Origin of the sequence: Nocardia sp. NBC_00881 (assembly GCF_045207455.1) — a bacterium.
GTDB lineage: Bacteria > Actinomycetota > Actinomycetes > Mycobacteriales > Mycobacteriaceae > Nocardia.
The window spans coordinates 6,163,056-6,185,177 of sequence record NZ_CP108798.1; the positions used below are offsets into that span (position 1 = coordinate 6,163,056).

The 22,122-nt window shown below is 66.5% G+C and carries 22 protein-coding genes; 20 read left to right on the plus strand and 2 right to left on the minus strand.

Annotation, left to right across the window (positions count from 1 at the left end):
- Nucleotides 1-36 precede the first annotated feature (36 nt).
- Nucleotides 37-303 (minus strand): DUF2277 domain-containing protein, encoded by a 267-nt coding sequence (locus OH799_RS26515; RefSeq protein WP_357262587.1) that lies wholly within the window; start codon nt 301-303, stop codon nt 37-39.
- Nucleotides 304-460: 157 nt separating this feature from the next.
- Here OH799_RS26515 and OH799_RS26520 point away from each other — a divergent pair, with 157 nt between their 5' ends.
- Nucleotides 461-1,294, plus strand: coding sequence for a DUF1266 domain-containing protein (locus tag OH799_RS26520; protein ID WP_406269340.1), 834 nt, complete (start codon nt 461-463; stop codon nt 1,292-1,294).
- Here OH799_RS26520 and OH799_RS26525 read toward each other — a convergent pair.
- Nucleotides 1,274-2,164 carry a hypothetical protein gene (locus tag OH799_RS26525; RefSeq protein WP_406269343.1) on the minus strand — a complete coding sequence of 297 codons (891 nt, stop codon included), beginning with the start codon at nt 2,162-2,164 and terminating at the stop codon, nt 1,274-1,276. The genes OH799_RS26520 and OH799_RS26525 overlap by 21 nt on opposite strands.
- Before the next feature lie 565 nt (nt 2,165-2,729).
- Here OH799_RS26525 and ftsH point away from each other — a divergent pair.
- The 19 genes from ftsH to OH799_RS26620 all read left to right on the plus strand — a co-directional run bounded on the left by ftsH (nt 2,730) and on the right by OH799_RS26620 (nt 22,035).
- Nucleotides 2,730-5,135 carry an ATP-dependent zinc metalloprotease FtsH gene (ftsH, locus tag OH799_RS26530; protein ID WP_406269346.1) on the plus strand — a complete coding sequence of 802 codons (2,406 nt, stop codon included), beginning with the start codon at nt 2,730-2,732 and terminating at the stop codon, nt 5,133-5,135.
- Between the two features lie 285 nt (nt 5,136-5,420).
- Nucleotides 5,421-6,032 carry a GTP cyclohydrolase I FolE gene (folE, locus tag OH799_RS26535; protein ID WP_327121514.1) on the plus strand — a complete coding sequence of 204 codons (612 nt, stop codon included), beginning with the start codon at nt 5,421-5,423 and terminating at the stop codon, nt 6,030-6,032.
- A 184-nt stretch (nt 6,033-6,216) separates the two neighbouring features.
- Complete coding sequence (folP, locus tag OH799_RS26540) at nt 6,217-7,074, plus strand: dihydropteroate synthase (RefSeq protein ID WP_406282610.1); 858 nt, start codon at nt 6,217-6,219, stop codon at nt 7,072-7,074.
- The gene (gene folB, locus OH799_RS26545; protein WP_406269349.1) at nt 7,071-7,508 is read left to right on the plus strand and encodes a dihydroneopterin aldolase; all 438 of its coding nucleotides are present in this window, start codon (nt 7,071-7,073) and stop codon (nt 7,506-7,508) included. Before folP ends, folB begins: the two co-directional genes overlap by 4 nt.
- 184 nt (nt 7,509-7,692) lie before the next feature.
- Entirely contained in the window at nt 7,693-8,229 is a 537-nt protein-coding gene (gene folK / locus OH799_RS26550; RefSeq protein ID WP_406269352.1) for a 2-amino-4-hydroxy-6-hydroxymethyldihydropteridine diphosphokinase, read from the plus strand.
- A gap of 2 nt (nt 8,230-8,231) precedes the next feature.
- On the plus strand, nt 8,232-8,702 hold the full coding sequence (locus OH799_RS26555; RefSeq protein WP_406282613.1) for a DUF3180 domain-containing protein: 471 nt from the start codon (nt 8,232-8,234) through the stop codon (nt 8,700-8,702).
- 70 nt (nt 8,703-8,772) lie between these two features.
- Nucleotides 8,773-9,735, plus strand: a complete 963-nt coding sequence (locus OH799_RS26560) for a DUF6779 domain-containing protein (RefSeq protein WP_406269355.1) — start codon at nt 8,773-8,775, stop codon at nt 9,733-9,735.
- Between the two features lie 272 nt (nt 9,736-10,007).
- Complete coding sequence (locus OH799_RS26565) at nt 10,008-10,928, plus strand: Rossmann-like and DUF2520 domain-containing protein (protein ID WP_406282616.1); 921 nt, start codon at nt 10,008-10,010, stop codon at nt 10,926-10,928.
- Nucleotides 10,928-11,905 carry a pantoate--beta-alanine ligase gene (gene panC / locus OH799_RS26570; protein ID WP_406269358.1) on the plus strand — a complete coding sequence of 326 codons (978 nt, stop codon included), beginning with the start codon at nt 10,928-10,930 and terminating at the stop codon, nt 11,903-11,905. The genes OH799_RS26565 and panC overlap by 1 nt, the downstream gene beginning before the upstream one ends.
- A 13-nt stretch (nt 11,906-11,918) precedes the next feature.
- Nucleotides 11,919-12,338, plus strand: coding sequence for an aspartate 1-decarboxylase (gene panD / locus OH799_RS26575; RefSeq protein WP_327111877.1), 420 nt, complete (start codon nt 11,919-11,921; stop codon nt 12,336-12,338).
- Between the two features lie 17 nt (nt 12,339-12,355).
- Nucleotides 12,356-13,153, plus strand: coding sequence for a type III pantothenate kinase (locus OH799_RS26580; protein WP_406269362.1), 798 nt, complete (start codon nt 12,356-12,358; stop codon nt 13,151-13,153).
- A 182-nt stretch (nt 13,154-13,335) separates the two neighbouring features.
- Nucleotides 13,336-13,941 (plus strand): cysteine dioxygenase, encoded by a 606-nt coding sequence (locus tag OH799_RS26585; RefSeq protein ID WP_406269365.1) that lies wholly within the window; start codon nt 13,336-13,338, stop codon nt 13,939-13,941.
- Between the two features lie 8 nt (nt 13,942-13,949).
- The gene (locus OH799_RS26590) at nt 13,950-14,372 is read left to right on the plus strand and encodes a rhodanese-like domain-containing protein (RefSeq protein WP_357263427.1); all 423 of its coding nucleotides are present in this window, start codon (nt 13,950-13,952) and stop codon (nt 14,370-14,372) included.
- A 259-nt stretch (nt 14,373-14,631) separates the two neighbouring features.
- Nucleotides 14,632-16,131 carry a lysine--tRNA ligase gene (gene lysS / locus OH799_RS26595; protein ID WP_406282620.1) on the plus strand — a complete coding sequence of 500 codons (1,500 nt, stop codon included), beginning with the start codon at nt 14,632-14,634 and terminating at the stop codon, nt 16,129-16,131.
- Nucleotides 16,132-16,246: 115 nt separating this feature from the next.
- On the plus strand, nt 16,247-16,606 hold the full coding sequence (locus OH799_RS26600) for an Lsr2 family protein (RefSeq protein ID WP_327111883.1): 360 nt from the start codon (nt 16,247-16,249) through the stop codon (nt 16,604-16,606).
- Between the two features lie 182 nt (nt 16,607-16,788).
- Nucleotides 16,789-17,436: an FHA domain-containing protein gene (locus tag OH799_RS26605; protein ID WP_357262620.1), complete on the plus strand. Its 648-nt coding sequence runs from the start codon at nt 16,789-16,791 to the stop codon at nt 17,434-17,436.
- A gap of 131 nt (nt 17,437-17,567) precedes the next feature.
- Nucleotides 17,568-18,158, plus strand: coding sequence for a DUF1772 domain-containing protein (locus tag OH799_RS26610; RefSeq protein WP_406269368.1), 591 nt, complete (start codon nt 17,568-17,570; stop codon nt 18,156-18,158).
- 91 nt (nt 18,159-18,249) lie between these two features.
- Entirely contained in the window at nt 18,250-19,191 is a 942-nt protein-coding gene (locus OH799_RS26615; RefSeq protein WP_406269371.1) for an esterase/lipase family protein, read from the plus strand.
- Between the two features lie 288 nt (nt 19,192-19,479).
- The gene (locus OH799_RS26620) at nt 19,480-22,035 is read left to right on the plus strand and encodes an ATP-dependent Clp protease ATP-binding subunit (RefSeq protein ID WP_406269373.1); all 2,556 of its coding nucleotides are present in this window, start codon (nt 19,480-19,482) and stop codon (nt 22,033-22,035) included.
- The last annotated feature ends 87 nt before the right edge of the window (nt 22,036-22,122 follow it).

Below are 22,122 nucleotides of genomic sequence, written 5' to 3' on the forward strand. Positions count from 1 at the left end.
ACGGCACCGACGCGCTGCACTGAACCGGTCGGCTCGTTACTCTCCCGCGGCGGGTTCGCGCGCGGCGATGCGGCGCAGCGGTGGTTCGGTGGTCGGCGCGACCCGGCGGTCGGGGAGTTCCGCGAGCAAGGTGGTGGTCGCCGCCGCGATGGCCGCGACCGCCTTGTCGACGGCCGGTTTGGTGGTCGAGCTCAGGCCGGACACACCACCGACCTTGCGCACGTACTGCAGTGCGGCGGCATAGATTTCCTGGTCGGTTGCGGCAGGTTCCAGGCCACGAAGGACGGTGATGTTTCTACACATGCGAGAACACTAGCTCCAGAGCACGACATGCGGCAGCGCAAAGAATCCGCTGATGTGAGATTCGGTTCGCCCAGTCGGCGCTGGGCGGGAGACGGACGACACGGAACCATCCGTGAATACTCAGTTTTCGCCGAGCTGGATAAGGAACAATCAAGGAATGCCTTCGCGCGGTGTACCCACCTTGACGACATTCCCGTACGCGGAGCTCGACGAGCGGGAGGAGGACCATTGGTCCGGCGCCGCGGTCTCCGATGACGAGCTGCGAGCGTTGGCCCTCGGCGCCTTCTACTCGGCCCGCTGGGACGCCTTCCACGACGCGCTGCTGCTCGGACCGGAACGCGAGCATCCGCTCGGCGATCGGCGCGAGCTGGCCATCGACACGCTCACCGGCGCATGGGGCATCACCGACGGAACGGAGGCGCAGGCCTCGATGGAGCAGTTGCTGGACGGCATGCACGCCCCGCTCCACGCCCTGGTCCATCCGCTCGTGACTGCCTCGATCAACGCGAGCGAGCGCGACCGTTTCGGCGAGCGGGCCGACCGGCACCGGGCGTTCCTACGCCAGGTAGGCGCGTTCCGTGGGATGGACAATCCCGAGGCGCTGGTCCGCGACTACGACATCTGGTCGCAAGCGATCAAGATCGGCTTCACGGATCATCTGGCCAGGCCGCTGCCCAGTGACATCCACGCCTGGGATCTGGCAAGGGTGGTCGCGGTGGCCAGGATGGCCTACACCGCCGGCTATATCGAGGCCGACATGGCCTGGGATTATCTGGCGCGCGCGCTGCCGCTGGCGCAGAGCAAGTACCGCAACTGGCGTCAGTTCGGCGACGCCTACCTGACCGGCTGGACCTATTGGCAGGCCTGCGAGGACCTGGCCGAGCTGAAGAACGGCGGCGTCGACCGCCGCAAAGAGCTGCTACGGCTGTGGCTGCGTCCGACCAGCCCGTGGCGGCGGGTCGCGCTGAACTCAGTTCCCATCCGGGAGTGAACGCAGGATGCCCCGGCCGTAGCGCTGGAACTGTGCGTCGTCGACCATGCCGAGGGAGTGCCGCTCGACGAGCAGCTCCCACTCCGAATACAACTGGGCCACACCGGGATCCGCAGGGCCGCTGGCGCCGTCGGCGGAATCGCGGCGTACCGCGAAGTTCACCGCGCAGGTGACCCGCTCGGTGTCGGCGCGGTCGGTGCCCGTGAAGTGCAGTGTCAGGTTGCCGTCGTGCACGTCTATGCCCGCTGCGCCGCGCGCCGTGCCGACCTCGCCGGGTCCGAGCGGAGGGGCGTCGGTGGTGCGTGCCCACACGACGGCCGGGATGGGCAGCTCATGGGCGTAGCGCGCGTCGTCGCCGATCGCGATGAACAGCAGCCGTCCCGTTGTCGCGGCAAGCAGGCCAGGGCCGTTGCCCGCAGGCGGGTGCGCGACGGCCACGGCCGTCTCCAGTACATACTCGTCTGGCGTCACGTAACGATGCAGAGCCGCTATCGCCGACTTGGCCTCGCGGCGTGGCGTCATCCTGAAGGTCGCCCGATCCACGTCCGCTCGGGTGGGACCGTTCCTGCCCCAGGTGGGGGCGGGCGGGTGCAGATCGGGTGCCGCCACGTCGATGCGCTGGGTGGCCAGGATCTGGGTGTTGATCCGGTCGATGATCTCGGCGGCCGCGGGGACGTCGTGCTCGGCGATCAGTACCGGCAGCGGCGTGCGATCCGCGGGCACGCCGGTCAGCACGGGCGTCGGGTAACGCAGGTAGATCTCGATGACGACCGCGTCGTCCGCCCGCCGGTTCAGCCGGACCTTGAGCAGATCCGAGACCGGAACGTCGAGTACGCGCTCGCCTTCGGACCCTGGCCGCAGAACGATCAACCTTCCGCGACCATGACGCACTATCGCTGTGGGTGTCCGTAGCTCGACTATGTCCATACCCCCTGCGCTCGTGTCGTATTTGCGGCGCTCACGGGGCCTTCGTGGTCTACGCGAGCTACCGCCTCGGTGCCTGTCGCTCGCGCCGCTGTATCTGATGAGCGGCGCTCCCGGGGGCCTTCGTGGTTACGCAAGCTACCGCCTCCGTGCCTGTCGCTCGCGCCGCTGTGTCTGATGAGCGGCGCTCCCGGGGGCCTTCGTGGTTACGCAAGCTACCGCCTCCGTGCCCGTCGCTCGCGCCGCGATGTTGTGTTGTCGCCCACGATAGGCCGAACATGCCATGATTGTTGCCACTTGGAATAAGTGGATCGGAGACATCGGGAACCACCGTCGTTCCCCGGCCGTTTACCTCTTTGACTGCACCTGCAGCCGAACTGTGCGATGTATCGACTAGACCGTACGCGGTAACGTGGCATGTCCGCATCCAAACCCCGCGGAACTGGACGCCCCAGACGCATCGCAAGCACCGGAGACACCGGAAAGGACTGGCCGCCCCGGCCGACGCTCTATGAACCGCAAGACTGTGTTTCGCACCCTGGCCATAGTCTCGGGCATCTTGCTCGTGATCTATGCGTTCAGCTACTTCGGCAACGACACGCGCGGCTGGAAGAGCGTTGATACATCGGTTGCCCTCAACCAGCTGAACGACAAGAGCAACGTTCAGAACGTTCAGATCGACGATCGCGAGCAGCAGCTGCGCATCGAACTGAAGAACGGCAATGACGCCACCGGCGGTCAAGCCAAACTCATCGCGAAGTATCCGGGCGGCAGCGAGACCTCCGCGCAGATCTTCGACGCCGTGAAGAACTCGGGCGCCAGCTATAACACGGTGGTCAAGCAGGAGAGCTGGCTCACCCAGATTCTGCTGTTCGTGCTGCCGATGGTGATCCTGCTCGGCCTTTTCGTCTTCGTGATGGCCCGCATGCAGGGCGGCGGCCGCGGCGGCATGATGGGCTTCGGCAAATCCAAGGCCAAGCAGCTGTCCAAGGACATGCCCAAGACCACGTTCGCCGACGTAGCCGGCGCGGACGAGGCGGTCGAGGAGCTCTACGAAATCAAGGACTTCCTGCAGAATCCGGTCCGCTACCAGGCCCTCGGCGCCAAGATCCCCAAGGGCGTCCTGCTCTACGGGCCGCCGGGTACCGGCAAAACGCTGCTGGCTCGCGCCGTTGCCGGCGAGGCGGGTGTGCCGTTCTTCACCATCTCCGGTTCGGACTTCGTGGAGATGTTCGTCGGTGTCGGCGCCTCCCGCGTGCGCGATTTGTTTGAGCAGGCCAAGCAGAACAGTCCTTGCATCATCTTCGTCGACGAGATCGACGCGGTCGGCCGTCAGCGCGGCGCCGGGCTCGGCGGCGGTCACGACGAGCGTGAGCAGACCCTCAACCAGTTGCTCGTCGAGATGGACGGCTTCGGCGACCGCACCGGCGTCATCCTGATCGCTGCGACCAACCGCCCCGACATTCTCGACCCCGCGCTGCTGCGCCCCGGCCGGTTCGACCGGCAGATCCCGGTCAGCAACCCCGACCTGGCGGGCCGCCGCGCCATCCTGCGTGTGCACTCGCAGGGCAAGCCGATCTCGCCCGACGCAGACCTGGACGGTCTGGCCAAGCGCACCGTCGGCATGTCCGGCGCCGACCTGGCCAACGTGATCAACGAGGCTGCTCTACTCACGGCCCGCGAGCACGGCGCGGTGATCACCGGCGAGCAGCTCGAGGAATCGGTGGACCGCGTGATCGGCGGACCACGCCGCAAGAGCCGGATCATCAGCGAGCACGAGAAGAAGATCACCGCCTACCACGAGGGCGGCCACACCCTGGCCGCCTGGGCGATGCCGGACATCGAGCCCGTCTACAAAGTCACCATCCTGGCCCGCGGCCGCACCGGCGGCCACGCCATGACGGTGCCCGAGGACGACAAGGGCTTGATGACCCGCTCGGAGATGATCGCCCGCCTGGTTATGGCGATGGGTGGCCGCGCGGCTGAGGAACTGGTGTTCCACGAGCCGACCACCGGAGCCTCCTCCGACATCGACCAGGCCACCAAGATCTCCCGTGCGATGGTCACCGAGTACGGCATGAGCGCCCGTCTCGGCGCGGTCCGCTATGGCCAGGAGCAGGGCGATCCGTTCCTCGGCCGCTCGATGGGCATGGGCTCGGACTACTCGCACGAGGTTGCGGGCGCCATCGACGAGGAGGTGCGCAACCTGATCGAGGCCGCGCACACCGAGGCGTGGGCCATTCTCAACGAGTACCGCGACGTGCTCGACGTATTGGCCACCGCGCTGCTGGAGCGAGAGACCCTGCACCGCAAAGATCTGGAGCAGATCCTGGCGTCGGTGCAGAAGCGCCCGCGGATCACCGCGTTCAACGACTTCGGCGACCGGGTCCCCTCGGACAAGCCGCCGGTGAAGACTCCGGGCGAGCTGGCCGCCGAGCGCGGCGAGTCATGGCCGTCGGAGCCGGTCGCGAAGCCGTTGACCGCCGCCGCGCAGCGTGAGCCCCAACCCGCCAATGGCTATCCGTCGCACGAGAGCGGCTACGGCGCGCCGCCGCAGTACGACCGTCCGACACCGCATGGCCCGGGATACCCGGCACCGCAGGCGCCCCCGCCGGCCTACCCGCGCCAAGGCACGCACGGTTCGCGGCCGGACTACGGTGCGCCGGCGGGCTGGTCGGCCCCTGGCTGGCCGCCGCGGGACGAACCGCAGCAGCAGGGGCAGCCCGGCGGCTGGGGCGACGGGCAGCAGCCGCGGCACGGATATCAACCGTGGAGTCCGCAGGGCGGACCAGAGGACGGCTACGAGCGTGGTGGGTACGGCGACCACTCCCACCCCGGCTACGACGAGCCTGGCCGCGCAAACCCGAACGGCGAGGGCGATAACGGCGAATGGGATGGACCGAACGGTAGGCACTGAGTCTGTTGCGGCGGTTCGCGAATCCCTTCGTGGTTATGCAGCGGGCCTGTCGCTCGCGCCGCTCTGTCTGATGGGCGGCACTCCCGGGGCCCTTCGTGGTTATGCAGCCTGCCGCCTCCGGGCCCGTCGCTCGCGCCGCGGCAGTGACGATTAGGCTCGACTATCGGGGTGCCGAGTTACTGTCGGCACCCGAGATTTTGGAGGTGTCCTCGATTGTCGGCCAACAATCACGGCGGTGGCCACACCCTCGCCCAGTCGGATGGCGCTGAACGCAACGGTGCCGACATCAGCGTGACCGAGCCGGAGATCGTCGCACTGGAAACCGGTAGGTCGTTCGACCAGGCCCGGGCCGAAGCCGCGATCCGGGAGTTGCTGATCGCCGTCGGCGAAGACCCGGAGCGGCCCGGTTTGCTCGAGACACCGTCCCGCGTCGCGCGCGCATACCGGGAAATGTTCGCCGGGCTCTACGTCGAGCCGGACTCGGTGCTCAACACCACTTTCGACGAGGGGCACCAAGAGCTGGTGCTGGTCCGCGACATTCCGATGTACTCCACCTGCGAACATCACCTGGTGTCGTTCCACGGCGTCGCCCACGTCGGCTACATCCCCGGCCCGCACGGCCGGGTCACCGGTTTGTCCAAGCTGGCCAGGCTGGTCGATCTGTACGCCAAGCGTCCCCAGGTGCAGGAGCGCCTGACCAGCCAGATCGCCGATGCGCTGATGCGCAAACTGGATCCGCGCGGTGCGATCGTCGTGGTCGAGGCCGAGCACCTGTGCATGGCAATGCGTGGCATCCGCAAGCCGGGTGCGAGCACCACCACCTCCGCAGTGCGTGGGCTGCTCCAGTCCAACGCCGCCTCGCGGGCCGAGGCGCTCGATCTCATCCTGCGGAAGTGAGCGGCCGGCGGTGTCTGGACTGAGGAGCGGAGGGCGCGCAGCGACTGGAGCGACGAGAGAAAGCACCGTCACCCAGGACCCGCGCGCTGACCGTGCGGAGAGCGCGCGATCAGACGCCGTGAGCGCGGCCGAGGTGGCAGGACTCAGGAGCGTCGGGGCGCGTGGCGACCGGTCCTGCGTGGTGATGGGCGTGGTGAACGTCACCAGCGATTCATTCTCCGATGGCGGCAGATACCTTGATCCGGAACTGGCTATCGCGCACGGCGTGGAGCTGTACGCGGCGGGCGCGGACATTATCGATGTCGGCGGCGAGTCGACCAGGCCGGGCGCGGTGCGGGTCGACCCGGCCGCCGAAGCCGCGCGGGTGACGCCGGTGATTCGTGGACTCGTCGCGGCGGGCGTGCCGACCAGCGTGGACACCATGCGTGCCGCGGTGGCGGAGACGGCGATCGACGCCGGGGTCGCAGTGGTGAACGACGTCTCCGGTGGCCGTGCGGACCCCGACATGGTGAAGGTGGTGGCGTCCGCGGGCGTCCCGTGGATTCTCATGCACTGGCGGCCGGGCGCCGACTACCGGCACTCGGGTCCCGCCGACCACTACGACGACGTTGTCGCTGAGGTGCTGGTCGAGCTGACCGCCCAGGTGGATTCAGCCGTCGCTGCGGGCGTCGACCCGGCCCGGCTGATCCTCGACCCCGGCCTTGGCTTCGCGAAGAACGCCGAGCACAACTGGGCTTTGCTCGGCGCGTTGCCCGAACTCGTCGCGCACGGGCTGCCGATCCTGATCGGCGCCTCGCGCAAGCGCTTCCTCGGCGCGCTGCTCGCCGACGACGCGGGGCCGCGTCCGCCGGATGGACGGGAAACGGCCACCGCGACCGTCTCGGCACTGGCCGCACTGCACGGTGCGTGGGGAGTGCGCGTCCACGACGTACGTGCCTCGCTGGACGCTATTGCCGTCACCGCCGCATGGCAGAACGCCGCCCGGCGCAGTTCCTCCGGGCATCACACCATCCGACGGAGTGCGCAAGGAGCTCACCGATGAGCAGGTCGCCGGTCCACGCCGAAAACGCTGCGACGCCGCTGGATTCGCCGATCCGGCGCGGCGCCGACCGGATCGAGCTGAGGGGCCTGCGCGCGTATGGGCATCACGGGGTGTTCGATCACGAGCGCCGCGACGGCCAGGAGTTCCTGGTCGATCTGACCGTGTGGGTGGATTTCGCCGTTGCCGCGGCCTCCGACGAGCTGATGGCCACCGTGGATTACGGCGCGCTGGCCGAGCGTGCAGTGCGGATCATCCAGGGCCCGCCGCGCAACCTCATCGAGACCGTGGTGTCGGAGATCGCCGATGATGTGATGACCGATCCTCGGATCAGCTCGGTCGAGGTAGTGGTGCACAAGCCGTCCGCACCGATTCCGCATACCTTCGCCGACGTCCGGGTCGTCACCTCACGTCACCGCGGGGAGCTCGCCGAATGAGCGACCGACACCGCGGCCCGGCCTTCCCGACGACTGTGTCCGATCGCCCGCGTTCCGCACCGGCAGTGCGCGGGCCCTCGGTGACGGTGTCTTCCCTCGTCGCTCCAGTCGCTGCGCTCCCTCCGTTCCTCAGTCCAGACACCGCAGGCCCGCTCACAGTGCCGAGTGTCGTGGAGGCGTTCCGGTGAGCCGCGCCGTGCTGTCAATCGGTTCGAATCTGGGCGACCGGCTCGCGCATCTGCGCAGTGTCCTCGACGGGTTCGGGGATCGGGTGCTCGCTGTCTCCGCGGTGTATTCGACCCCGCCCTGGGGCGGGGTCGCGCAGGATGACTTCCTCAACGCCGTTGTGCTGGTGGATGATCCGGCATTCGGGTGTGCGGACTGGCTGCGCCGCGGTCAAGAGCTGGAGCAAGCCGCCGGCCGGGTCCGCGACGTGCGCTGGGGCGCGCGGACGCTCGACGTCGACGTGGTCTGGTGCGCCGAGCTGCGCGACGGCGAGCCGGTCGCTTGCCGCAGCGCCGATCCGACATTGATCCTGCCGCACCCTCGGGCGCACTGCCGCGCCTTCGTACTCGTCCCGTGGCTGGACGTGGCGCCGGACGCGGTGCTCGAGGTCGCCGGCGCACCACATCCGGTGGCGGAGCTGCTGGACCGGCTCGATCCGGCCGAGCGCGCAGGGGTGCGCCGCACCGAGTTGTCCATGACGGGTGCGGCGTCGTGAAACTGAAGCCGACCCGTGTCCTGGACCTGATGGCGAACGTGCTCATCGCCGCGATCGTCGCGTGGATCGCCACCAGGATGGCCTACGACAATTTCCCGCCGATCTCGACCTACGCGGGCGCCTCGCTCTATCCGGTGGCCGCCATCGAGGCTGTGCTCGCGTTCGTGATCCGGGCCAGGGTCAACGATGACGAGGTCGGGGATGGCCGCCACCAGCTGCATCCGATCACCGCGGCCCGCGCCGCCGCGTTGGCCAAGGCGTCGGTGCAGGTAGGTTCGATCGCCGCAGGCGTCTGGCTCGGCTTCCTGTGCTGGGTGTTCCCCCAGCGTGGCACGCTGCGCGCCGCCGCCGCCGACAGCCCCGGTGCGATCGTCGGGATGCTGGCGGGGGTGGCTTTGGTTGCTGCGGCCCTCTGGCTGGAGTACTGCTGCCGAGCTCCTGAGGATCCCACTGACGATCCAGCTACTACGTAGCTAATTTTGTTGAAGGAATCACTGAACCGGATTCTGGGCGCGGCTCGCTGTTCAAGCTACCCTGACTGACATGGTTTCACCCTCCCGGAGCAGCACTTCCCGTCGACGGCGGGAAGAGGCGGGAAAATTGTTCATCGGTGTCTTGATTCTGCTCGGTCTGGTTGCCAGTGTTTTCCTGGTTTTCAGCGATACCCTGCAGTTCGTACGGGTAGGTTTGGTCGCCGCGCTCTGGGCGGCGGCGATCGGCGCGCTGGCCGCGACAAAGTATCGCAAGGAAGCGACGATCGATAAGGCCAAGGTCCGCGATCTGCAAACGGTCTACGAGTTGCAGCTGGAGCGGGAGGTCACCGCGCGGCGCGAATACGAGCTCGGCCTCGAGGCGCGGGTGCGCGAGGAGGTGGGCGCCGACGCGGCCGAACTCGCAGCACTGCGCGCGGAGCTCACCGTGCTCCGCCAGAGCCTGCAGCGGTTGTTCGACGGCGATCTGCCGATGGATCGCCCGGCGCTGCGCGCCGACTCGACCCGAATTCAGGAGCTGACCAGCTCGAGCGCGGAATCGGCGAACAATAGCTCTGCGAATGCCGGAATGTGGTCGGTCTTCGCAGACCAGCAACCGCATGGCAGCGTCACGCCGGTCTTCGTCCCAGACCATCCCGAGCCACCGGTGTTCGCCAGCCCCTTCGACGAGCCGGTCACCGCCGAGACCGCGATCGTCTCCGTCGAGGACGACGACGAGAGCACCGAGGGCGCCGTCGATGACAACCGGTACGTCCACCCGCGCGGGTGGACCGACGCCTTCACCGAGGAGCCCGCAGAGGAGCCCCCGACGCAGCCCGCGAAGCGCGCCGCCCCGCCTCGCCCTGAGGCCGCCCCGCGCCCTGACCTCGAGCCGTGGCCGACCCGGGAGCCCACGACCGGTACATCGAGCGTGCGCAGACGCCGCAGGGCCGAGTCCGACGACACACCCTCGCGCCGGCTCTCGGTCGCGGAGATCATGGCCAACCTGCAGTCCGAAGAGCGTGAACGGGACTGACCGGCCCCTGTCGGAGCACCACCACTGCGTCCTAAATCACGGAGTCACCCCGTGGCATCGCCGAACCGCGTAGCGATATTCTCGTGACGTACCGTCCGGTACCCGCATGGCGGGACTGGAACGACATCGAGAGGACAACGTTGACCTCGAGAAGAGGGAATTCCGACAACGCGAATTCGGGCGACTTCATTTCGAGCGACCTGCAAGCAGTCGCAAGCGGTCCCATTTCGAGCGACCTGCAAGCAGTCGCAAGCGGTCCCATTTCGAGCGACCTGCAAGCAGTCGCAAGCGGTGACCCCGCGCCCGCGCGCCTCACGGTGGGAATCGTCTCGGCGGGACGCGTGGGTACGGCACTGGGAGCGGCACTCGAGCGCGTCGGGCATGTGGTGTTCGGCGTCGCCGCGATTTCCGATGCCTCGGTGCGCCGCGCGCAGACTCGGCTACCCGACTCGGAGATCCTGCCGATCGAAGAGGTGGCCACCCGCAGCGAGCTGCTGCTGCTCGCCGTTCCCGACTCCGAGCTGGCCGGTCTGGTCCGCGGCCTGGCCGAGACAGGGGTCGTTCGACCCGGCACTATCGTCGCGCACACCTCCGGCGCGAACGGAGTCGGTGTGCTCGCGCCGCTTGCCGAGATCGGCGCACTTCCACTGGCGATCCATCCAGCGATGACCTTCACCGGTCATGACGAAGACGTGACCCGCCTGGGCAACGCCTGTTTCGGCGTCACTGCCGCCGACGAGGTGGGCTACGCCATCGCGCAGTCGCTGGTGATCGAGATGGGCGGCGAGCCGGTACGGGTGCCGGAGGAGAACCGCGCCCTGTATCACGCCGCGCTAGCGCATGGCAGCAATCACCTGGTCACGGTGATTGTCGACGCGCTGGCGGCGCTGCGCGTAGCGCTGGACGGCCCCGGCTTACTCGGCCAGCAGATCGTCGACGACCAGCCGAACGGCCTTGCCGAGCGCCTTCTCGCCCCACTGGCCTCGGCGGCGCTGGACAACGCGCTGCGCCGCGGCCAGGCCGCGCTGACCGGTCCGGTGGCCCGCGGCGACGCCGACGCGGTGGCCGCGCACCTGGCCGCACTGGCGTCCGTCGACACCCGTATCGCCGCAGGCTATCGGGCGCTGTCGCTGCGCACCGCGGAACGGGCGGGCGCCACCCCCGCCGTCATCGAGCTGCTGGAAGGACGCTGATGTTCGACCCGAAATTGCGTGGCGCCTACCGGCCGGGTGAGCTGACCGTGCACCACGATCCCGCCGTGCTCACCGCTGTGTCCAGCGCCCTGCGCGGCGTCGGCCGCACCGTCGCGCTGGTGCCGACCATGGGTGCGCTGCACGAAGGCCATCTGGAGATCGTGCGGCTGGCCAAGCGGACCAACCAGGTCGTCGTTGTCTCGATCTTCGTGAACCCGTTACAGTTCGGCGCGAACGAGGACTTGGACCAGTATCCGCGCACTCTGGACGCCGACGTCGAGCTACTGCGCGCGGAAGGCGTCGAGCTGGTGTTCGCGCCGAGGGTGTCCGACATGTACCCGGACGGCCCGCGCACCGCGGTGCACCCCGGTCCGATCGGCGCCGAACTGGAGGGCGCGAGCCGCCCGACCCATTTCGCGGGCATGCTGACCGTGGTTGCCAAGCTGCTGCAGATAGCGCGTCCGACCGAGGCGTTCTTCGGTGAAAAGGACTATCAGCAGCTCACGCTGATCCGGCAGATGGTCCGTGACCTGAACTTCGACGTGAAGATCACCCCGGTGGCCACCGTGCGCGAGCCGGACGGCCTTGCCCTGTCCTCGCGCAATCGCTATCTCGACGCGGTGCAGCGGGAATCGGCGCTCGCGCTTTCCGCGGCGCTGTCGGCAGGCAAGCACGCGGGTGGTCTCGGTGCGGACGCGGTGCTCGCCGCCGCACGCCAGGTGCTCGATGCCGCTACCGGCGTGGACCTCGACTACCTGGTGCTACGCTCGGCCGCTCTCGGCCCCGCACCGGCAACCGGCAACGCCAGGTTGCTGGTCGCGGCGAGAGTGGGAGCCACCCGGCTTATCGACAACATCGCCGTCACCCTCGGCGCCCCGATCGACGGCCATCCCAACGTCTCCAGTTCGCGTTACGCGGACACGCCCCAGCCTGCTCCGGCGGTGTCCGACCCCGCCCTGCTCCCACCCGTGAATTAGAAAGGGCGACGCAATGCTGCGCACCATGATGAAGTCGAAGATCCACCGCGCCACCGTGACGCACGCCGACCTGCATTACGTCGGCTCGGTCACCGTGGACCAGGACCTGCTCGACGCCGCCGATCTGTTGGAGGGCGAGCAAGTATGCATCGTCGACATCGACAACGGCGCCCGTCTGGAGACCTACGTCATCGCGGGTGAGCGTGGTTCCGGCGTGATCGGGATCAACGGGGCAGCAGCCCATCTGGTTCACCCTGGCGACCTGGTTATCCTGATCGCATACGGTCAGATGAACGAGCAGGAGCTCGCGGAATACGACCCGAAAGTCGTGTTCGTAGACGAGCGCAACCGCCGGGTCGAACTGGGTTCGGACCCGGCGCACGCGCCGGAGGGCTCGGGGCTGACCTCGCCGCGCTCTCTGTCCTTCGTCTGACGGCGGACGGAGCGGGAATGCTGCTGACCATCGACGTCCGCAACACCAGTATCGAGTTCGGTCTGTTCTCGGGCAGCGGCGCGCATTCGACATTGGTGCGGCACTGGCGGATCCACACCAATCCACTGCTGACCGCCGACGAATTCGCCATGCAGGTGCGTGGGCTGGTCGGCGCGCAGTTGGACGAGGTGATCGGCGTTTCCGCGCTCTCGACGGTGCCGCCCGTGCTGCGCGAATTACGCGGCATGCTCGGCCAGTATTGGGGACACGTTCCACACGTGCTGGTGGAACCCGGTGTGCGCACGGGTATTCCGCTGCTGGTGGACAATCCGAAAGAGGTCGGTGCGGACCGCATCGTGAACTGCCTCGCCGCCTACCAGCGTTACTCCTCACCCGCGATCGTCGTCGATTTCGGCACGGCGATCTGTGTGGATCTGGTGTCGAAGAAAGGCGAGTTCCTCGGCGGGGTCATCGCACCCGGTGTGGAAATTTCCACCGAGGCGCTCGTGGAACGCAGCGCACTGCGCCGTGCCGAGTTGGCAAGGCCGCGTTCGGTGCTGGGGAAGAACAGCATGGAATGCATGCAGTCCGGTGCGGTATTCGGTTTCGCCGGACTGGTGGACGGGCTGATCGATCGGATTCGCGACGAGTTCGACGCGTTCGCCGGCGACGACGTCGCGGTAGTGGCGACCGGCGCGACCGCCCCACTGATCGTCCCGGAATCCGAGACGATCGAGGACCATGATCCGCATCTCACGCTGACCGGCCTTCGGCTTGTATACGAACGGAACCAGCGCCGCAAGGGAAGTGTCTGATTTGCGCGGTGTCGGATTTGTCGCATTCCGGGGTGCTTGCCCGTCCTGCGTCGTGTTCTGTTAAACTCGCACTCGTGTATTTTCGCGTGAGCACCCAGGAGTGTTGTCGAGGCTGACATTGCCTCGACCGATCGAGGCTGAATACTTGCCCTCGACCGATACCAGCTCCTGGAGATTCGCTCATGCGTTCTTCTGTTTTTTCCCTTTCTTCTGCACGTGACGGTTTCTCGTCCACCCCACCAGTGGAACGCTCGGTGGCGCCCGCACTGCCGACTCGGCTGCGTCCAGCTGATTTGCTGCGGCTCACCGACGAAGGTGCGGAAGACGTGCTGGCCGGACGCTTCGACCATCTGCTTCCCGCGAGTGGTATTTGGCCGGCCGACGAGCGGTGGGCGACGAGATTGCTCACCGACGACGAAGTCGATGTCTGGCTGATCAGCTGGACGCCGGGCAAGTCGACCGAACTGCACGACCACGCCGGATCACTCGGCGCGCTGACCGTGCTCAGCGGCGCACTCTCCGAATACCGCTGGAATGGGACGGAATTGCGTCAGCGCACACTCACGGCAGGTGATCAGGCGTCGTTCCCGATCGGCTGGGTGCACGACGTTATGCGCGCGCCAACGGCCGCGGCCGCCGCCGAATCCGCGGGCCCGCTCGATCCGACGCTGAGCGTCCACGCCTATTCCCCGCCGCTCACCGCCATGTCCTATTACGAGGTCACCGGGCACGGAACTCTGCGGCGCACCCGAACCGTTCTCACCGACCAGCCCGAAGGTGATATGTGATGACCCGTTTGACCGTCGACCAGATGCTGGAGAACGCGCGGGCCCAGCTGACCCGTATCTACGCCTTCGAATTGCCGCGAGCCCTCGACAGGGGCGCCATTCTGGTGGACATCCGTCCGCAGGCGCAGCGCGGGCGCGAGGGCACCTTACCCGGCGCCTTGGTGATCGAGCGCAATGTCCTGGAATGGCGGCTCGATCCCTCCAGTTCCGCCCGGCTTGCCTTGGCCGCGGATCACGACGTGGAGTGGATCGTCGTCTGCTCCGAGGGCTATACCTCCAGCCTGGCCGCCGCCGCCCTACAACAGCTCGGACTGCACCGGGCAACCGACCTGGTCGGGGGCTATCAGGCATTGAAGGCGGCGGGGCTGCTGAACGTCGCCGTGCGTGCACCGCACTTCGTCCGCGAGGCAGACGCGCTCGCCTCGCTGTAAATCACTCGATCACTTCCGTCTCGAATTAGCCGGGCGCCCAGTTGTTTTTGGGCACCGATCGATGCGGTTCGGCTATTTCGGGTGTCGACCGTACCCGGGGCCGGCCCGTAGTTCGTCGTGCAACCGATACCGGTTCGTTACTCCCGTGCAGAGGTCGGGCGGCGCGCAAAACGGTTTCCGGTGCACGCTAGGGTTGTTCGATGTGAGCACCCCCAACTCTGCATCCTCCCGCGGATCCACGTCGGATTCGCGGCCTGCCGTGGCGCTCGACGCCGACGACGCCCCGGAGCAGATACGGATTCGCCGCGAGAAGCGGGAGCGGCTGCTCGCGGCCGGTAGTGAGGCCTATCCGGTGGTCGTGCCGCGCACGCATACCCTCGCCGAAATTCGGACCGCATATCCCGACCTGGCCGCGGACACCGCCACCGGGCAGCAGGTGGGTGTCGCCGGACGCGTCATATTCATGCGCAATACCGGCAAGTTGTGTTTTGCGACCTTGCAGGAGGGTGATGGCACCAAGCTGCAGGCGATGATCAGCCTGAACGGTGTCGGCGCGGACTCTCTTGCCGCCTGGAAGGCAGATGTCGACCTCGGTGACTTCGTTTTCCTGCGGGGCGAGGTGATCTCCTCGCGGACCGGGGAGTTGAGCGTTATGGCCGATTCCTGGTTCATGGCGGCAAAGGCACTGCGGCCGCTGCCGGTGGCGCACAAGGAGATGAACGAGGAGTCGCGGGTCAGGCAGCGCTACGTCGATCTGATCGTCCGTCCTGAGGCCAGGGAAATGGCGCGCACTCGAATCGCTGTGGTGCGTGCGCTGCGCAATGCGCTGGAGCGAAGAGAATTCCTAGAGGTGGAGACGCCGATGCTGCAGACGCTGCACGGCGGAGCAGCGGCCAGGCCGTTCGTTACTCATTCCAACTCGCTCGATATGGACCTCTACCTGCGCATCGCGCCCGAGCTGTTCTTGAAGCGCTGCGTGGTCGGCGGCTTGGAGCGGGTCTTCGAGATCAACCGTAACTTCCGCAACGAGGGCGCGGACTCCACGCATTCTCCCGAGTTCGCGATGCTGGAGACCTACCAGGCATACGGCACCTATGACGACTCGGCGACGATGATCCGGGAATTGGTGCAGGAAGTGGCGCAGGAGGTGTTCGGAACGCAGGTGGTGACGCTCGCCGACGGAACCGAATACGATCTGCGGGGGGAGTGGGCGACCGTCGAGATGTATCCCTCCCTGTCGGATGCACTGGGTGTCGCCGTCACTCCGGATACTTCGGTTGTCGAATTACTGGCACTCGCTGATCGGGTCGGTCTGGAAATTCCGGAGGACAAGGGCTACGGCCACGGGAAACTTGTCGAGGAACTGTGGGAACACCAGTATGGCGACAAGCTGTACGCGCCGACTTTCGTGCGCAACTTTCCAGTGGAGACTTCGCCGCTGACCAGGCAGCATCGTAGCGAAGCAGGCGTCACCGAGAAGTGGGACCTCTATGTGCGTGGCTTCGAGTTGGCTACGGGCTATTCGGAGTTGGTCGACCCGGTGATCCAGCGCGAGCGGTTCGTGGATCAGGCTCGGCTTGCCGCGCAGGGTGACGACGAGGCGATGGTGCTGGACGAAGACTTCCTCGCCGCGATGGAGCACGGCATGCCGCCGACCACCGGAACCGGTATGGGAATCGATCGGTTGTTGATGGCGCTGACGGGATTGGGAATCCGAGAAACGATACTGTTCCCAATTGTGCGTCCGGTCACTCGCTGACCACTGGATTACAAAGCAGCGGCTCCGTCTTGGAATTTCCGGAATTCGAGGTATTCTTGCCTCGGGTAATCGGCCTAGTATGCGGGTCGCACGATTTCGAGAGGACGTTCATCTCATGGCAAAGAAGGTCACCGTTAGCCTGATCGACGATGTCGACGGTGAGTCCATCGCAGACGAGACCATCGAGTTTGCGATCGACGGTGTGTCGTACGAGATCGACTTGTCGTCGGCAAATGCGTCGAAGCTGCGCGACGGTCTGGAAGAGTGGGTTTCGAATGCGCGTCGGGTGAGTGGCCGGCGCAGGGTCAAGGCCGCCGCGGCGGCGGCGGGTACGCCGAAGAGCCGGGTCTCCATCGATCGGGAACAAAGCGCCGCAATTCGCGAGTGGGCGCGCCGTAATGGACACAAGGTGTCTGCGCGGGGCCGCATCTCCGCCGACATCACCGACGCGTACAACAAGGCCGCGAAGGGATAGTTGTATTTTTTCGGCCGCTGTCCCGGCGAATCGTGCGACGTCGGGGCGGCGGTCTTGTTCGTGATAGGGCTTCGATATAGCTGCACGACGGGATGACACGGTGGCCCATGACGGCGGACGATCGATCTTGCTCGCGGTAACGGAACGCGGCACCATGGAAACGTGCGACGGTCACTGGCGGTATGGAGAGGCGAGGTATCGGCGCAGTGACAGGATTCGTCGGATCATTCTTGCGGTTCACCGATGACACGGGTCGCCAGCAGGAGTTCACCCTCACGCCCGAGCACGGACGGGTCACGATCGGTCGTTCCCCGCATGCCGATCTCGCTCTCAGCTGGGACGCGGAGGTCTCTCGTCTGCACGCGGCTGTCGAGTACCTCGGCGCGCACTGGACCATCGTCGACGACGGACTCTCGCGCAACGGCACTTTCGTGAACGGCGACCGGCTGGTCGGCAGGCGCAGGCTGATGGCGGGAGACGTCATCCGAGTCGGCACCTCGCGCGTCTCCTTTCACGATTTCGGCGGCATCCCCGACGACATCACGCGCACCTCGACCGGCTCGATGCCCACGGCCCGATCGCTCACCGAGACGCAGCGGTCGGTGCTGATCGCGCTGTGCCGCCCGTACAAACACGGCGCGGGTTTCGCCACCCCCGCATCCAATCAGCAGATTGCCGAGGAGTTGTTCCTCAGCGTCGATGCGATCAAGACCCACCTGCGCGCACTGTTCGCCAAGTTCGGCGTGGAAGATCTGCCACAGAACCAGAAACGCGTACGGCTGGCGGGACTGGCCATGCAGAGCGGTCTCATTTCCGATCGAGATCTGTGAGGCGTTCACCATAGACGCTCGCTCAGCCGGTCGAGCGTCTCGACCATGGAGGCCGGCCGGGAAAGCGGCTTGACTTGGAATGAGCAACCGGAGCGGGATCGACTCCGGGCAGTTCCGAGCAGGAGGAAGTCATGACCGCCGCACGTCTCGCCGCACTGGTTGTTGCCACCCTGGCGACGGGCCTGATCGCAGGCCTTTTCTATGGTTACGCCAATTCGGTGATGCCCGCCCTCGGACGCGCCGATGATCGCGCCATGATCGACGTGATGCAGAAGATCAACGTGGTGATCATCAATCCCTGGTTCATGATCGGGTTTCTCGGCACCGTCGGATTCACGATCCTGGCGGCGGGGCTGCATCTGGGCAAGGAGCATCGGACCACGCTGATCTGGATCGTGGTGGCGCTGGTACTCAACGTGATCGCCTTCGCGGTGACCTCCGGGTTGAACGTCCCGCTGAACGATCAGCTGGCCGCGGCGGGCGATCCCACGTCCATCACCGACCTCGTCGCGGTCCGCGCCGATTTCGAATCAGCTTGGGTCCGTTGGAACATCGTCCGTGCCGTGTTCCACACCCTGGCCTTCCTGGTGTTGTGCGGAGCGCTGTTCGTGGCGGGGATCCAGCAAGGAAGGCCGACGGTGGCCGGGGGCATTGTGGCGGGCCGGTACGTGGCGCAGGTGCACTCTGACCAGATCGGTACACCGGCGCATTACCAGAACTAGTTTTACCAACAACACGCCGGAATCAGCCCCGCCTGGGACACGCCCTGCGGTAGCTTCCTGGAACCCCACCCTTCCAGATCTGGAGGCTACTGTGCGGCGTGTCTCGGGCTTTTCATTACTGATCGTCCTGCTCGCCGCGCTCTGCGCCGGCACGGCGGGTTCGGCGCACGCGGATCGATATCCGGTCGTCTACAACTTCTTCGAGGGCCTCCCGGCCGAACTCGCGCATCCGGGCGGTTCGCTGCCCGGCACGAACGATTGGTCTTGTCGGCCGAGCGCGGCGCACCCGAATCCGGTGGTCCTCGCGCACGGTACCGGCGGTGGTGCACAGACGAATTGGGGCGTGTACGCGCCGCTGCTCGCCAACGAGGGCTACTGCGTCTTCTCGGCCACCTATGGCGCCTATGCCCTGCCCTGGCCCATTTCCGCCATCGGCGGAATGCTTCCGATCGAGCAGAGCGCACCGCAGTTCGCCACCTTCGTGCACCAGGTGCTCGCCGCGACCGGCGCGGCAAAAGTCGATATCATCGGCCACTCCCAGGGCAACTTCATCGGCAACTACTTCGTCAAGCGACTCGGCGGAGCAGCCCGGGTGGACAAACTGGTCGGGTTGGCTCCGCCGTGGCTGGGCTCGAACGCCGGGGGCTTGGCCGAGCTGGCCGAGTACAGCGCACGCATGGGCGCGAAACCGGCCTTCGACGCGCTCACCGGGTTGGTGTGTCAGGCCTGCCGCCAGGCGGTCCGTGGATCGGACTTCGTGCGCGCGCTGAACGCGGACGGCGTTTACCACCCGAGCGTGACCTACACGAACATCGCGACCGGACTGGACGAGTCGGTGGTGCCCTACACCGCGGGGCTGGTTCCCGGACCGAACGTGACGAACATCGTTGTCCAGGACGGCTGCGCCACGGACCACTCGGAGCACCTGGCCATCGCGGGCAGCCCGAGGGCCGCCGCATACGTGCTCAACGCGCTCGATCCCGCGCATCCGCGCCCGGTGCCCTGTGTGTACGTCGCGCCGTTCACCGGGTGAGCGGCCGTGGTCGGCGGGACGTCGTGGGCAGCGGTCATCGGACACCGCTGTTCGCTGAGGGCAAAACCTGGCCGGAAACGAATCGACCGATCCTCACGTTATGAGTGAATGACCGTGCTGTCGCCGGTCGGCAATAGGGTGGACCGGCGGCGGCGAAATCCTCCGCCAACTAGAGTGGAGGCGGGGGCCACGGTCCCCGGGCTTCATGGCAGGCTGACGCCCACGGTTGTTACACAGCACACTGCGGCGTCTGTTGCCAGAATGTCGGAGCAGGAGAGTGAGGGAGCGATGTTCGAGAGGTTCACCGACCGCGCGAGGCGTGTCGTTGTCCTGGCCCAAGAAGAGGCCCGGATGCTCAACCACAACTACATCGGCACCGAGCACATCCTGCTGGGGCTGATTCACGAGGGTGAGGGCGTCGCGGCCAAGTCGCTCGAGTCGCTCGGCATTTCGCTGGAAGGCGTGCGTAGCCAGGTGGAGGAGATCATCGGCCAGGGCCAGCAGGCCCCGTCCGGTCACATCCCGTTCACCCCGCGCGCCAAGAAAGTGCTGGAGCTGAGCCTTCGCGAGGCGCTGCAGCTCGGCCACAACTACATCGGCACCGAGCACATTCTGCTCGGCCTCATCCGTGAGGGCGAGGGCGTGGCGGCCCAGGTGTTGGTGAAGCTGGGTGCCGACCTGAACCGCGTGCGCCAGCAGGTCATCCAGCTGCTGTCCGGGTACCAAGGCAAGGAGCCGGTCGAGTCCGGTTCACGCGGTGAGGCGGGCACGCCGTCCACCTCGCTGGTGCTCGACCAGTTCGGCCGGAATCTGACTCAGGCCGCGCTCGAGGGCAAACTCGACCCGGTCATCGGTCGCTCGAAAGAGATCGAGCGGGTCATGCAGGTGCTCAGTCGCCGCACCAAGAACAACCCGGTGCTGATCGGCGAGCCCGGTGTCGGCAAGACCGCCGTGGTCGAGGGCCTCGCGCAGGCCATCGTCAACGGTGAGGTGCCCGAGACGCTGAAGGACAAGCAGCTCTACACCCTCGACCTGGGTTCTTTGGTCGCGGGCAGCCGCTACCGCGGTGACTTCGAAGAGCGCCTGAAGAAGGTGCTCAAGGAGATCAACACCCGCGGCGACATCATCCTGTTCATCGACGAGCTGCACACGCTGGTCGGTGCGGGTGCCGCCGAGGGCGCCATCGACGCCGCGTCCATCCTGAAGCCGAAGCTGGCCCGTGGCGAGCTGCAGACCATCGGCGCGACCACCCTCGACGAGTACCGCAAGTACATCGAGAAGGACGCCGCCCTGGAGCGTCGGTTCCAGCCGGTCCAGGTGGGCGAGCCGACTGTCGAGCACACCATCAACATCCTCAAGGGTCTGCGCGACCGCTACGAGGCGCACCACCGGGTATCCATCACCGACGGTGCACTGGTCGCGGCCGCGACGCTGGCGGACCGCTACATCAACGACCGGTTCTTGCCGGACAAGGCGATCGACCTGATCGACGAGGCAGGCGCTCGGATGCGCATCCGCAGGATGACCGCTCCGCCGGACCTGCGCGAGTTCGACGACAAGATCGCCGAGGCGCGCCGGGAGAAGGAGTCCGCGATCGACGCGCAGGACTTCGAAAAGGCCGCGCGGCTGCGGGATAAGGAAAAGCAGCTCGTCGCCAAGCGGGCCGAGCGTGAAAAGCAATGGCGCTCGGGTGATCTGGACGTCGTGGCCGAGGTGGACGACGAGCAGATCGCCGAGGTGCTCGCCAACTGGACCGGCATCCCGGTGTTCAAGCTCACCGAGGAGGAGACCACCCGTCTGCTCCGCATGGAGGACGAGCTGCACAAGCGGATCATCGGCCAGGAGGATGCCGTCAAGGCCGTCTCCAAGGCGATCCGCCGCACTCGCGCCGGTCTGAAGGATCCGAAGCGTCCGTCCGGCTCGTTCATCTTCGCCGGTCCGTCCGGTGTCGGTAAGACCGAGCTTTCCAAGGCGCTGGCCAACTTCCTGTTCGGCGACGACGACGCGCTCATCCAGATCGACATGGGCGAGTTCCACGACCGCTTCACCGCTTCGCGGCTGTTCGGTGCCCCTCCCGGGTACGTCGGCTACGAAGAGGGCGGCCAGCTCACCGAAAAGGTGCGCCGCAAGCCGTTCTCCGTGGTTCTGTTCGACGAGATCGAAAAGGCACACCAGGAGATCTACAACACTCTGTTGCAGGTCCTCGAGGATGGCCGTCTCACCGACGGCCAGGGGCGCACGGTCGACTTCAAGAACACCGTGCTGATCTTCACCTCGAACCTGGGCACCTCGGATATCTCCAAGGCCGTTGGCCTGGGGTTCACCCAGAGCAACGCCGAGGGTTCGAACTATGAACGGATGAAGCTCAAGGTCAACGACGAGCTGAAGAAGCACTTCCGCCCCGAGTTCCTCAACCGCATCGACGACGTGATCGTCTTCCACCAGCTCACGACTGACCAGATCGTGCAGATGGTGGACCTGATGATCGCCCGCGTCGGCAGGCAGCTGAAGAACAAGGACATGGAGATCGAGCTGGCTCCGCAGGGCAAGGCGCTGCTGGCCAAGCGCGGCTTCGACCCCGTGCTCGGTGCCCGGCCGCTGCGCCGGACCATTCAGCGCGAGATCGAGGACCAGCTCTCGGAGAAGATCCTCTTCGGCGAGATCGGCCCTGGACAGACCATCGTGGTCGATGTCGAGGGTTGGGACGGCGAAGGTTCCGGCGAGGACGCCAAGTTCACCTTCACCGGAAAGGCGAAGCTGACCAAGGCTCCCACCGAGGAGAAGCCTGAAGTCGTGCTGACCGGCGCGGGCGAAGGGGCCGCCGAGGCCGCCTCCGGCGAGTAAATCGCAACGAAAAGGCCCGTGCACACCGGCATCCGGTATGCACGGGCTTTTTGTGCGCAGCACGGCAAGCCTGTCTCGGTACTGCTC